We start from the raw sequence: 14,098 nt of genomic DNA, 5'->3' as shown, positions 1-14,098 counted from the left end.
TTCCTAGTTTACAGCTGATACACTAAAGCTTGTTTTTGTATTAATAAATATTTTGCTCTTTCTTCAGTAAACACCTTAAACAACGTTTTAAGATTCTCAACGGAAAAGGAGAGTCGTTCTTTTAGATAATGAACCATTGTTTTTTTATCAAAAAATTTCTCATCTAATCCTATCAACTTTTCTATATAAAATAATTTATCCTTAATTATTTCTCTAGGTTCTACAATTTCTAACACCTTCAGATGACTTGTTATTTTTTTAATTATCCCTTCAGCAACATTGACATTCTTAAAATGCTCTTTAACCGCATTTTTCAAATCATTAAACTCAGGCGAGCACTCTATCAATTCATTTGAATCAAAAATTAATTCATTATTTTTCATTCTATTCGATATTTCCGCCTGTAATAAATGTGAGGGTTCATCCTCTCTAATTTCTGGCGATTGAATTACAGTAGTATCATTTCCCTTCAAACTTATTTCTTCTTTCAATTTATTCATTGATTTCATTAATTTAAAATGATTTTTAGGCTTAATATTTTTTTCTATTAATTTATCTTGTAGATTCTCTATTTCTTTTATTGCTTCATGCTGTGGTTTATCTTCAATCAGCATACCTATTTTTTCATTCATTCTTCTTAGTGTTTTTTTAGAGACATAATGACATTTCAGATCAAAAATATCTTCAACAGTACGCCTTGGAAGAATAACTCGATTGCCTCTCCCCCCAGAAAGATTATCCCAGAAATTTTTTAAATTTTGTTTAACCAATAATATTTGATTATTTTTTAATATCGTATTTCTTGTTGATGATACCACTTTAGCATCGGGTAAATTGGATGCTTTAGAAACTTCATCAAGGATTTTTATGATTTTCTCTTCATTCTTAGGGGCATCAATTAACTGACTCTTAGCCGCCGTGATTTGAATTTTAAAATTTATTGGTGAACTCGTATTTTTCACTTTATTGGTGTATTTTTTTATTTTACTTATGGTTTTATCCGTAATTTTTTGATTATGTTTATGTCTAATTATTGCTTTCATTAATTTATTACTATGATATTGACTACTGTCTATAGAACTAAACATAGCTCTCCCTTTTATTCATAACTTATCAGAATCTAGATAATAGAAAATCAGCAATAAATAAAAATATCATTTACCGTTGCTCATATATTATTATTTTTAATAAAGGAATATCCACTATTGACAGGCTATTTCATTAATGTGATTACTATGGGGTATAAAAATGAGGAGCTATATATGAGTGACGTAACCATCCGCAGAGCCACATTAGACGATGTTCCTGCAATCACGCAAATGCATGCGGATTACTCCGCCTATGCCAATACTTTACAACTCCCTTACCCAACGACAAAAACATGGGAAGCACGGCTAGGTGCGAATGACCCCCTCGTCACCCAGTTTGTGGCTACAATCAATGAAACCGTAGTAGGGTTACTGGTTGTGCATCAACCCTCACAAGTGCGACGTCGGCATGTAGCAAGCTTTGGTATTACGGTCAGTGAAGCCTATCAAGGTAAAGGAATTGGCACACAATTAATGCAAGTGATGGTGGACTACTGTGATAACTGGTTGAATGTCCATCGTATTGAATTGGAAGTCTTTGCTGCAAATGGAAGTGGCTTGGATCTGTATGAAAAGTTTGGTTTCAAGCAAGAAGGCGTGATGCGTGATTATGCTTTTCGTGATGGTGAATATGTGGATGCCATTATGATGAGCCGAATAAAGTAAGTCTATTCCTTCCTTATATCAATTACCTATTCAGTATCTCTAAACCATGAACTGAATAGGTAGATTCACAATAAAAATATCCAGCCTATATAATGATAGATGAACCCGACTATGCTATCGACCTATTAGGATAATGCAGTGTTGGTATAGCCACATCACCATTTTTATCATTAACTGTAGTATTTTTATTTAGTAAATAATGTTTCAGCTCATTGACGAAAACAAGATCTTTTGAGTATGTATAAACCGGTCGGTTAAAGGCTTGGGCTAACGCCGCACCATGCTGGTGACCATGGCAACTTAAAACATGTAATGGAACATCACTATTTTTTAGATCTAAATGAAACCGTTTTTTTAAGTACTTCACTAGTGCATTTGCTGAGCTAGAAATATAAAATATTGAATCCCCTTTTCCTTGCAATAATTTTAATCCAACATCAAAAGAAAATTGCTCAACTTCAGAGCCATGTAGGCTAAGCGCAGGCTCTCCAGTATCACGAAAATTATTTATATAACCATGAAAACCAGTAAGAGAGCTTTTCTCTTTTCCCAAATCCATCTCAGTTCGATTAAACAATTTAAGGTGACTAATCGGCTTATTTTCATATTTTTGAACATTCACCGAAGAAGAAAAAACAGCCTCCCCTATACTATCAACAATAACCTTGGAAATTTTATCTCTCACTTGATAAGATTTTATCTTACCCACTAACTTTTGAACACGTTTCAGCCTATTTTCAAACACTTCAGGTGTATTTTGGTGCTTCACAGCCCTTATTTTTTTCGCTATTTTTTTCAGGGATGCATCTGATACATTTTGGTTTAATAATCTCAATAAAATTGTGTATTCGATGGATGTTGAGCATTTAATTCTCATAAAAATATTTTTACCTTTATTAATATAAAATTCATATAGGTTGATAATATTTTTTATGAATTATTATTTATATCATATAGCGATGACATTATTTATTTTGTCGATAAATAATAAACTCTTGTATCATAAATAACAAAGTGAGCTTTTAAGCTAAAAATTAGACAAAAATGCCACTCGAAAGTGGCATTTTTGTCTTCAGATTGGCGTTCTAATCAGCGATTACTTATCGCCTAACAGAACTGAATCTAATGCGATTTCAATCATTTCATTGAACGTAGTTTGACGCTCTTCAGAGGTAGTTTGCTCGCCCGTTTTGATATGGTCAGAAACGGTGCAGATCGTCAGTGCACGAGCACCAAACTCAGCAGCAACACCATAAATACCCGCGGCTTCCATTTCTACGCCCAGAATGCCGTATTTTTCCATCACTTTAAACATGTCTGGATCTGGAGAATAGAACAAATCCGCAGAGAACAGGTTACCTACACGCACATTCACGTTACGCGCTTTTGCAGCTTCAACTGCGTTATGAACTAAGTCATAGTCTGCAATTGCAGCAAAGTCATGGTCTTTGAAACGCTGGCGGTTGACTTTAGAGTCTGTGCATGCGCCCATACCGATAACCACATCACGCAGTTTCACGTCATCCATCACCGCACCACATGAACCTACACGGATCAGTGTTTTAACACCAAAATCAGTGATCAGCTCTTTCGCATAGATAGAGCATGAAGGAATCCCCATACCATGACCCATAACTGAGATCTTACGACCTTTATAAGTCCCTGTGAAACCTAACATACCACGTACGTTATTAACCTGACGAACGTCTTGAAGGAAAGTTTCTGCAATGTACTTCGCGCGCAGTGGGTCACCCGGCATCAGTACGACGTCAGCGAAATCACCCATTTCTGCATTAATATGTGGAGTAGCCATTCGTATTCCCTTTTAATCATTAAAATTGTTCACAATAAATAAGGCAGTTGCCTGCCTTATTTTTAAATCACCTTATGGCCGTTTCAGTAAAGAAACAGGTCTTAGAACATAGACTTACCGTAATCCATTGGTGATAAATCAAAATATTTTGCGACTGTCTGACCAATATCCGAGAACGTTTCACGGTGACCTAAAGAACCCGGTTTAACTTTCGGTCCATACACCAGAACAGGGATATGCTCACGAGTATGGTCAGTACCTGGCCATGTTGGGTCACAACCATGGTCTGCAGTTAAGATCAGAATGTCGTCTTCTTTAACCAGTTTCAGCATTTCAGGCAAACGGCTGTCAAATAATTCCAACGCTGCGGCATAACCTGCAACATCACGACGGTGACCATAAGCTGAGTCAAAATCAACGAAGTTAGTGAAAACAATCGTGTCATCACCCGCAATTTTCATCTCTTCTAAAGTGGCATCAAATAACGCGTTAATACCCGTTGCTTTGATTTTCTTAGTAATACCGACGTGTGCATAAATATCTGCAATTTTACCGATAGAAACGACTTCACCTTGTTTCTCTTCGACTAATTTTTGCAGAACAGTTGGCGCTGGTGGCTCAACCGCTAAATCATGACGGTTACCTGTACGCTCAAAATGACCCGCTTTGTCACCGACAAATGGACGCGCAATAACACGACCGATGTTGTAACCACCTTTGGTTAACTCTTCACGGGCAATTTCGCACAGTTCATACAGCTTATCTAAACCGTAAGTCTCTTCATGGCACGCGATTTGGAATACAGAGTCCGCAGAGGTGTAGAAAATCGGTTTACCCGTTTTCATGTGCTCTTCACCCAGTTCATCAAGGATCACTGTACCCGATGAGTGACAGTTACCTAAATAACCCGGTAAATTGGCTTTTTCGACCAGTGTATCCAACAGCTCCTGAGGGAAGCTGTTTTCATGTTTTTCGAAATAGCCCCAGTCAAACAGAACAGGAACACCTGCGATTTCCCAGTGACCTGATGGCGTATCTTTACCTGAAGAAAGCTCGCTTGCATAACCATAAGCGCCGATGATTTCCGCATTAGGATCCAGACCCACAGGGAATTTTCCGCTCGATTCTTCTCCTGCTTTACCTAAACCTAATTTTGTTAAGTTAGGCAGGTGTAATGGACCTTTACGACCTTTATCAGCTTCACCGCGAGCACAAGCTTCTGCGATATGACCAAGTGTGTTTGAACCTTCGTCACCGAATTTGTGGGCATCACCCGCAGCACCGATCCCAAAGGAATCCAATACCATAATAAATGTGCGTTTCATATTTATTCTCCTGCGATACAGCTTATCTGTTCATCGCTTCAATCTAACCCGCACCTTTCGATGAAAAATGCGGATATCGGTTTATTCACTAATTTGACGATAGACCATAGGCGTCGCTTCAGGGGCTTTATCCCCAATAATCATAGCAGCACGAACTTCTTTCGCCGCATCTTCCCATGATTTTTCGCTATTGGCATGAATAATCGCAAGTGGAGTTTGGGTATCAACTTTGCTACCTAATGCTGCGATTTCACTTAAACCAACGCTATAATCGATTGGGTCAGTTGCTTTACGACGACCACCACCTAACGTTACCACAGACATACCCAGTGCTCGTGTGTCCATTTGTGTGATAATGCCGGCTTGTGGTGCATAAACAGCTTTGCTAAGCACTGCTGTTGGCAGATATTTGTTGTAGTTCTCAACAAAATCTTTCGGACCTTTTTGTGCCGCAACCATACGACCAAATACTTCAGCAGCTTGACCGTTGTCCAGCACCGCTTGTAATTTCTGGCGGGCATCTTCACGATTAGCTGCCAATTTACCCGATACCAACATTTCAACACATAACGCCATCGTAACTTCAAATAAACGTGGGTTACGGTATTCACCCGTCAGGAACTGGACGGCTTCACGGACTTCGACAGCGTTACCTGCGCTAGATGCGAGAACTTCGTTCATATCGGTTAGTAGTGCCGTGGTATTACAGCCCGCGCCATTCGCCACTTGAACAATGGATTCAGCCAGTTGCTCTGATTTTTCATACGTTGGCATAAATGCGCCAGAACCCACCTTAACGTCCATCACTAAGGCGTCTAAACCTTCGGCTAACTTCTTACCTAAAATAGAGGCAGTGATCAGTGGGATAGAGTCAACAGTAGCTGTGATATCACGGGTCGCATAAAAGCGTTTATCCGCAGGTGCTAACGAATTAGTTTGTCCAATAATCGCCACACCAACATGCTTAATAATATCCCGGAAACGTTCATCGTCAGGGAAAATATCAAATCCTGGAATGGCTTCAAGCTTATCTAATGTTCCACCCGTATGACCCAAACCACGACCAGAAATCATTGGTACATAACCACCGCAAGCCGCGACCATTGGACCTAACATCAATGAAGTGACATCACCAACGCCACCCGTGGAGTGTTTATCCACTAATGGACCATTCAGATTCAGTGATTTCCAATTTAATACGGAACCTGAGTCACGCATTGCGAGTGTCAGTGCGACACGTTCAGGCGTTGTCATGTCATTGAAATAGATAGTCATTGCTAAGGCAGCAATTTGACCTTCAGAAACTGTGTTATCGCGCACACCATTGATGAAGAAACGAATTTCCTCTTCACTTAATGATTTGCCATCACGTTTTTTACGAATAATTTCTTGAGCGAGAAACACAATAGGCTCCTTAATTTACATCGAATTCTTCGGCTAAACAGTCACTGCTATTGCCCAAAATCGATTGGGCAATAGTCTGATGTCACTGATGACTGCGATTATTAATAGCTGCTAGTGGACTTTTTAACGTCAAATCCTAGCGTATTTAATAAGTTCGCTAATAAGCTAGATGCCCCAAAACGGAAATGGCGAGCATCCGCCCAATTGTCGCCTAAGATTTTGCTTGCTAAGGCTAAATATTGTGCTGCTTCTTCAGCGGTACGAACACCGCCAGCAGGTTTGAAACCAACACTTTTCGCGACGCCCATATCATGGATGACTTGCATCATGATTTCAGCGCTTTCTAAAGTGGCATTCACAGGTACTTTACCTGTCGATGTCTTAATAAAATCAGCACCTGCATTGATTGAAATTTCAGATGCCTTACGAATTAAATCTGCGTCTTTTAATTCGCCTGTTTCAATGATTACTTTCAGTAATACATTTGCTTCTGCACATGCATCTTTACATGCTTTCACTAAATCGAAACCAATTTTTTCATTCCCTGCCATCAATGCACGATAAGGGAAAACAACATCAACTTCATCAGCACCGTAAGCGATAGCCGCTTTCGTTTCTGCTAATGCAATTTCAATATCATCATTACCATGTGGGAAGTTGGTGACAGTTGCAATACGGATATCGGGTGTTCCTTGTTCACGTAATGTTTTACGTGCAATAGGAATAAAACGAGGATAAATACAGATAGCAGCGGTATGGCCTGCAGGGCTTTTTGCCTGATGACATAGTGCGATAACTTTCGCATCAGTGTCGTCATCATTCAATGTGGTTAAGTCCATCAGGGTCAGTGCGCGTTGCGCTGCTGCTTTTAAATCAGTCATATAACTCTCCAACGATGTTAATTCTTTCAGAACGATACGTTCTTTGTTGGCGAGCGGGCTTGTTCCATAAAGATGCTAGTTAGGTTTTCCAAACTCAGCAGCTGAGATCCATCTCACCGCACGGTGCCCTAGAGTCAGTTGACTCTAAGAACTATCAGTTCCGTGGCAACTTACTAATACCTATTTGACCACGTAACTGGGATATTTTATGCGCTACAAATCACATTTATCGACTGAACGTTACATTATTAAATATATATCCGTGAACAATATCACAGTATAGCAGGTAATCACTCACTGTTTCACCGTCATTATACTGACTGCCGCCGCTTCGTCATAAATTGATTACGTTAAGGATAGTTGAAAAAGTAAAAGTTACGATACAAAACAGAAAAAGAATATCTCAGAAGAAAATGACAGCGGAAAGACAAATTGCCCTTCCGCTGCAAAATAGAGGGATTACATTGCGGTCATTGCTGCCAAGGTTAAGAAGAAGCCTGCGATGGTTGCGCTCATTAAGTTAGAGAGCGTACCTGCCATAACGGCTTTCATACCTAAACGAGCTACATCACTACGGCGATTTGGAGCCATTCCACCTAAGCCACCCAGCAAAATTGCCACAGAAGACAAGTTTGCAAAACCACACAGTGCGAAAGAAATAATCGCTTTAGAGTGATCAGACAGAACTTGTTTACCCGCTGCAATCACATCCGCATCTGCTTTCATATATTCACCGAAGTTCATGAAAGCCACGAATTCGTTTACAACGACTTTTTGACCAATAAATGAGCCTGCAATGGTCGCTTCGCTCCATGGCACACCAATAAGGTATGCGATTGGCGCAAATACCCAGCCCAATAATAATTCTAGGGATAATTGTGGATAGTTAAACCAACCACCGACGCCACCTAAAATACCGTTGATCAGAGCGATTAATGCGATAAACGCGAGTAACATAGCCCCCACGTTCAGAGCCAGCTGCATACCGGATGCTGCACCAGATGCTGCGGCATCAATGATATTCGTTGGGCGATCTTCCTCAGCGACTAAATCTTTGGCATCCACGTTATCTCTAGCCACTTCTGTTTCTGGCACCATTAATTTAGCAAATAGCAAACCACCCGGTGCCGCCATGAAGGATGCTGCAATCAGGTACTCCATTGGGACGCCCATTTGCGCATAACCAGCTAAGACAGAGCCCGCTACAGAGGCTAAACCACCACACATGATGGCAAATAGTTCAGAGGTCGTCATGGTCGAAATATAAGGACGAACAACCAGAGGGGCTTCTGTTTGACCAACGAAAATATTCGCCGTTGCAGATAAAGACTCGGTTCTTGAGGTTCCCAGAACTTTTTGCAGACCACCACCTAGAATTTTGATGACCAGTTGCATGATGCCAAGATAATACAGGACTGCAATCAATGATGAGAAGAACACGATGATAGGCAATACACGGAAAGCAAAGATAAAACCGCCACCGCCAAATAACTCAAACATTTTGTCAGAAACCAGTCCGCCAAAGATAAAGCTCATCCCATCTTGGCCATAACCGATAACTTTAGATACGCCGTTAGACATACCTTCTAAAACACTGCGCCCCGCAGGGACATAAAGAACAAATGCACCAATGGCGACTTGGATTAAAAAAGCACCGCCGACTGTACGAAGTCTAATGGCTCGACGATTGCTGGAGAAAAGAACGGCTATCGCAATAAGCACCGCCATCCCAACAATACTCAAAATGAGTTGCATGGAAGTATCCCTGTTCACTTAATTCTAGGTTAATGTATAAATAAACTCGCAAGACTCCGCGAGTCTTAGTTCGATGATTATAACCAGTCATCATTAATAACCCGCAATATTCATCACAAATCCAAAGTGCAATAAGCAACATAAATTCAAATATTGTGATAAGCATCACAATAGGCGGTCAGTTTAGTCTGGAAAGGCACGAATGCGATAGTCTATTAGGTAAAAAGCTGAATGGTTTTACTTGAGTAACTCATGGAAATACATAAGAAATAATTATCAATTAGCGCATTTCGGTCTGATTTAGATTAAATAACGTCCGACTATTGTTGTAAAGTTGTTGTGCTATCTCATCGGCAGATTCGTGTCGCAGCTCACATAAAGACTGAAATACCCACTGAATACGCTCAGGTCGATTAGGTTCACCTTGAAAACCGGATACAGGCATATCCGGCGCATCAGTCTCAAACACTAAACAACTTAGCGGAAGTTGTGCCATCACTTGGCGTGTTTTATTGGCCCGCTCATAAGTGATTGTTCCGCCAACACCGATGTAATATCCCAATTTCACAAAGTTTTCAGCCTGAGAGAGACTACCCGCAAAACCATGCACCACACCACGAGCAGGAACATCATGGCGACGTAACATGGCAGCTAGTTGATCATGGGATTTTCTCGAATGCAGGATAATCGGTAAGTCAAACTGTTTAGCTAACTTCAGTTGACGCTGAAGCAGTATTTGTTGGCGCTCAAATTGTGGATCTTGCATATAGAGGTCGAGTCCAATCTCCCCAATAGCGATACATTTTTTACTTTTACGCGCCAAAAAATCTACCAGCATTTCAAAATGCACTTCTTGAAACTGACTTAAATACAAGGGATGAAACCCCATTGCGGCATACAACTGGGGATAATCAAGAGAGAGACTCCAAACTCGCTGAAAATTATCTGCACTCACCGTTGGGATAATGATATCTGTTATCCCTCCTTCTGCGGCTTTCTCTAAGCTGTCTGACAATGCATCGCTAAATGGAGGAAAATCAAAATGACAGTGGGTATCGATAAAACGAGGATTATCCATCATGCACTTGGCTACCTTGCAAAACGTTAGCGCCAACAACATCAGCTACCTTTTCGACTAGTAAGGATTCTTCCTGATCTTCTATATGGGCCAATTCTAACGAATGTCTACGCTTAGAAAATCGATTAAAACTCGTATCATTACTGGCAAATTGTTGAGCCAATGCAGCAATAAAATAGCGTCCACAACGACGACCTACATGATAGTCTTGGTTTAAGGCACTAATTTTACTACCCAACGCACTACTTTTCAGCGGTGTGGGCGGGTAAATTTCAAAAATTTGTACGCCATCAGGTGGGTTTTCAATAAATTCTTGGGTTTTACGGTAGCTTTTTAAGTGAACTTTTAACATCGCAGCCATTCGCTGTAACGCCGAATTATCCCCTTCTAACCAACGCGTCATACGCTTAACCCACTCAGGTGTAAAATACATCTGAGAAGGCACTGTACGAACTACAACAATGGTGTCAGCACCACGCCGATAAGCTTCTTCAACAGGGATAGCTGCGCTGATTCCACCATCATGATATCGCACACCACTAAATTCAACGCCTGTCCGATAAAACCCAGGAATTGCACTGGAAGCGCGAATGATGTCTAACCACGAATCCGCATCCGGTTGTAAAAATTCAGCAGAAAAATCATCACTACGGCTTGCTCCCATATAGAATTCACGCCCAGACTTTAACAATTCAAGCCCTGCATCCATATTAAGAGGGAACTCTTTCGCCGTCGTTTCAATCAACCAATCAAGGTCGATTAAATTCCCGCCACGAATGAATCGCAGTGGGTTAAAAAAATCAAGGTTGGTGGTATAGCGCGTAATGACTCGGCGAGCATAACCTGCTTGCCCACAGATATAAGCCGATAGATTTTGAGCGCCTGCAGAGGTTCCAATCATCAAATCAAAAGGGTTAAAGTTTTCTATCAAAAACTCATCCAATACACCCGCAGTGAAAATACCACGCTGACCGCCTCCTTCACAAATAAGTGCGGTTTTTCCTCCGTTAATTTCGTCAGAAAATGCGAGTGGCTCAATCGTGCCTAAAGTGACTGGAACATGCTTTCCCATAGTAACCCTTTATCTATATTGACATTGACGACTCGTTCATCAATCCCACTATCAATCAAATGACATTGGTTTTCATTAAACCGCTTTTCTCTGGGAGAGCAAATAGCAAAATGAGCTTTCAATTGAAAGCCCATTTAAAAGAAATTACTTATCTGCCAGAACTAAACCATTTTGTACTGATTTTACACCTTTTGCTGTCGAGGCGATTTGTACAACTTGATTTATTTGTTCGCTAGATTTAAGGAAACCTGAGAGGTAAACCACACCTTGAATCGTTTTCACTGAGACGCTATTGCTTGGGATTCCACTCGTACTTAAGAGCTTACTTTTAATATCCGCAGTAATAGATGAATCATCCATATAAGTGTCGGTGCTTTTCACGCCACTAGAAATGGCATTTCCTGTATCTTTTCCTGCCATTTCAACAGTTTTAGCTGCGCTGTCCCAAGTTTCCGAAGCTTGTTTTTTCAAGGCGCTATCCGATGATGAGCTACAAGCAAAAAGTGCCCAGCTCAACCCAATGACACCTAAAGAACGTAAAACGGCGATCTTTTTCATTGGAACCTTCCTCTTGGTATGATTAATAAACTAACAATGTCATAGCCTAAGTAAAAAATAGGTAAAAATAAAGTCAAATAACTCATCTATCAGAGGATTACTAAAGGAAAAATTTTATTCCCAGAAAAACATTCTTAATTCGATTATTCAAATCAGAAAGCGACAAATCATTCTCTAGCTGTAGTAAGAATAGAAAAATAGGGTGCTGGTACCACCAACGAACAACAGAAGAGAAATGTGGGGGATAACTCCCCCACCAGACTACTCAATACATAACAGAGTAGCTTGAACCTTTGTATTTCCACTCACTACATTGATAGTACATAACCTATCTCGTAGTTGCAGTGAAAGACACAAGACCGTGATACACAAGGTCATTAGCCCTAATAAAGCAAGCTTGGTCATTCCTCTTGACTCCTGTACAAAAAGGAGACAGAATCCAATTGTTGGGTTGGAGACTGCCTCGAGTTACTGTTAAATAGAACTCGGGGCTTTCGTCTTTTGGGTCCTCACAACGTGTTGTCTGCTTGAACCAAAATGATCCAAGCACCCACGGTCATCATAGCAGCATGCCCTTCACGAAAAAATACTCGTTCCAGTAGCTACTTAATTGAATAAACTGATAATTAATTAGATATACAACAAAAATGACCAACTAAGTTGGCCATTTCAAAATTATCACGTGAAGAATAAAGAATGATTAATGTTCGCGTGTCTTACGGAATTTCACTTCAGGATAACGTTCGCTGGTTAAGTTCAAGTTAACCATTGTTGGTGCAATATAAGATAAATTGTCACCACCATCTAACGCTAAATTTTGCTCATTTTTGCGCTTAAATTCTTCGAATTTTTTCACATCATCGCACTCAACCCAACGTGCGGTAGACACGTTAACGGCTTCATAAATCGCTTCAACGTTATATTCACTTTTTAAGCGAGAAACGACGACGTCAAATTGCAGTACCCCGACCGCACCCACAATCAGGTCATTATTCGTTAATGGGCGGAATACCTGCACGGCACCCTCTTCTGATAACTGAACCAAGCCTTTCAGTAACTGCTTCTGCTTCAGAGGATCACGCAGACGAATACGACGGAATAATTCAGGTGCAAAGTTCGGGATCCCTGTAAATTTCAGCTCTTCGCCTTGCGTGAAGGTATCACCAATCTGGATAGTTCCATGGTTATGCAAGCCAATAATATCCCCTGCATACGCATTCTCGACTTGAGAACGATCGCCCGCCATAAAGGTTAGAGCATCTGAAATCACTACGTCTTTCTTAGTACGAACTTGACGCAGTTTCATGCCTTTTTCATAGGTTCCCGAGACGATACGCATAAAGGCAACACGGTCACGGTGTTTTGGATCCATATTCGCCTGAATTTTGAAAACGAAACCTGTAAATTTCTCTTCAGTGGCTTCCACTTCACGCACATCCGTTTTACGTGCTTGAGGTGCCGGTGCCCATTCAACAAGGCCATCAAGCATATGGTCGACGCCAAAGTTACCTAATGCAGTCCCAAAGAAGACGGGGGTTAACTCACCCGCGATAAAGGCATCGTGGTCAAATTCATGGGAAGCCCCTTGAACTAGCTCCAGCTCTTCACGTAATTGAGACGCTAACTCATCGCCCACTTCCGCATCTAACTCAGGGTTATTTAACCCTTTAACGATGCGGACTTCTTGAATTGTATGACCTTGACCTGTTTGATACAAAATGGTTTCGTCACGCAGTAAGTGGTAAACACCTTTGAATAACTTACCGCAGCCAATTGGCCATGTGATTGGGCAACAAGCAATTTTCAGCTCATTTTCCACTTCATCTAACAGCTCCATTGGGTCGCGAATATCACGGTCCAATTTGTTCATAAAGGTCAGAATTGGCGTATCGCGCAGGCGGGTAACTTCCATCAGCTTACGAGTACGATCCTCAACCCCTTTACCGGAGTCGATAACCATTAAGCAGCAGTCAACGGCAGTTAATGTACGATAAGTATCTTCCGAGAAGTCTTCGTGTCCTGGGGTGTCTAACAGGTTCACTAAGCAATCATTATAGGGAAATTGCATCACAGAGGTGGTGATTGAGATACCACGCTGCTTTTCCATTTCCATCCAGTCTGATTTGGCATGCTGGTTAGAACCGCGACCTTTTACCGTTCCCGCACGTTGAATTGCGTGTCCAAAAAGTAATACTTTTTCAGTGATCGTGGTTTTACCGGCATCGGGGTGAGAAATGATAGCAAACGTTCTACGGGTGCTAACTTCATGGAGAAAATTCTGATCTGTCATTTAACCGTTCTTTTCGTCTATATCCAGATTTGTATGGGCATCAGGAAGAGGCTCGAGGTGGCTCTAGCGCAGCAAATCCGTATTGTTAATCGTAATTGGCGGTTATTTTCGCAGATCTTGGGGTTATAAACAATCAGAGCCTGAAATGTTAGGCGCTCCACCCACAGG

At 41.0% G+C, this 14,098-nt stretch carries 12 protein-coding genes; 1 reads left to right on the top strand and 11 read right to left on the bottom strand.

Annotation, left to right across the window (positions count from 1 at the left end):
* Positions 1 to 8: 8 nt before the first annotated feature.
* On the bottom strand, positions 9 to 1,088 hold the full coding sequence (locus tag PROVALCAL_RS00590) for a hypothetical protein (RefSeq protein WP_039861370.1): 1,080 nt from the start codon (positions 1,086 to 1,088) through the stop codon (positions 9 to 11).
* 174 nt (positions 1,089 to 1,262) lie between these two features.
* On the opposite strand from PROVALCAL_RS00590, the gene PROVALCAL_RS00585 reads away from it, so the two are divergent.
* Complete coding sequence (locus PROVALCAL_RS00585) at positions 1,263 to 1,754, top strand: GNAT family N-acetyltransferase (protein WP_039861369.1); 492 nt, start codon at positions 1,263 to 1,265, stop codon at positions 1,752 to 1,754.
* 109 nt (positions 1,755 to 1,863) lie between these two features.
* Here the strand turns inward: PROVALCAL_RS00585 and PROVALCAL_RS00580 are convergent, their stop codons facing one another.
* The 10 genes from PROVALCAL_RS00580 to prfC all read right to left on the bottom strand — a co-directional run bounded on the left by PROVALCAL_RS00580 (position 1,864) and on the right by prfC (position 13,930).
* A complete protein-coding gene (locus PROVALCAL_RS00580; RefSeq protein WP_006657107.1) occupies positions 1,864 to 2,631 on the bottom strand; it encodes a hypothetical protein in 768 nt (255 codons plus the stop codon).
* 219 nt (positions 2,632 to 2,850) lie between these two features.
* Entirely contained in the window at positions 2,851 to 3,567 is a 717-nt protein-coding gene (gene deoD, locus PROVALCAL_RS00575) for a purine-nucleoside phosphorylase (RefSeq protein WP_006657106.1), read from the bottom strand.
* A gap of 101 nt (positions 3,568 to 3,668) precedes the next feature.
* Positions 3,669 to 4,892 carry a phosphopentomutase gene (gene deoB, locus PROVALCAL_RS00570; RefSeq protein ID WP_006657105.1) on the bottom strand — a complete coding sequence of 408 codons (1,224 nt, stop codon included), beginning with the start codon at positions 4,890 to 4,892 and terminating at the stop codon, positions 3,669 to 3,671.
* An 81-nt stretch (positions 4,893 to 4,973) separates the two neighbouring features.
* Entirely contained in the window at positions 4,974 to 6,296 is a 1,323-nt protein-coding gene (gene deoA, locus PROVALCAL_RS00565) for a thymidine phosphorylase (protein ID WP_006657104.1), read from the bottom strand.
* Positions 6,297 to 6,397: 101 nt separating this feature from the next.
* Positions 6,398 to 7,177 (bottom strand): deoxyribose-phosphate aldolase, encoded by a 780-nt coding sequence (deoC, locus tag PROVALCAL_RS00560; RefSeq protein ID WP_006657103.1) that lies wholly within the window; start codon positions 7,175 to 7,177, stop codon positions 6,398 to 6,400.
* 459 nt (positions 7,178 to 7,636) lie between these two features.
* On the bottom strand, positions 7,637 to 8,932 hold the full coding sequence (locus PROVALCAL_RS00555) for a NupC/NupG family nucleoside CNT transporter (protein WP_006657102.1): 1,296 nt from the start codon (positions 8,930 to 8,932) through the stop codon (positions 7,637 to 7,639).
* A 280-nt stretch (positions 8,933 to 9,212) separates the two neighbouring features.
* A complete protein-coding gene (locus PROVALCAL_RS00550; RefSeq protein WP_006657101.1) occupies positions 9,213 to 10,013 on the bottom strand; it encodes a TatD family hydrolase in 801 nt (266 codons plus the stop codon).
* On the bottom strand, positions 10,003 to 11,082 hold the full coding sequence (locus PROVALCAL_RS00545) for a patatin-like phospholipase family protein (RefSeq protein ID WP_006657100.1): 1,080 nt from the start codon (positions 11,080 to 11,082) through the stop codon (positions 10,003 to 10,005). The genes PROVALCAL_RS00550 and PROVALCAL_RS00545 overlap by 11 nt, the downstream gene beginning before the upstream one ends.
* A 144-nt stretch (positions 11,083 to 11,226) precedes the next feature.
* Complete coding sequence (locus tag PROVALCAL_RS00540) at positions 11,227 to 11,640, bottom strand: BON domain-containing protein (RefSeq protein WP_006657098.1); 414 nt, start codon at positions 11,638 to 11,640, stop codon at positions 11,227 to 11,229.
* 700 nt (positions 11,641 to 12,340) lie between these two features.
* Entirely contained in the window at positions 12,341 to 13,930 is a 1,590-nt protein-coding gene (prfC, locus tag PROVALCAL_RS00535) for a peptide chain release factor 3 (RefSeq protein WP_006657097.1), read from the bottom strand.
* Between the last annotated feature and the right edge of the window lie 168 nt (positions 13,931 to 14,098).

This window comes from Providencia alcalifaciens DSM 30120 (assembly GCF_000173415.1).
GTDB classification, from domain to species: Bacteria; Pseudomonadota; Gammaproteobacteria; order Enterobacterales; family Enterobacteriaceae; genus Providencia; species Providencia alcalifaciens.
The sequence above is the reverse complement of the archived record's forward strand: the minus strand, read 5'-3'. Positions and strand labels throughout refer to the sequence as shown.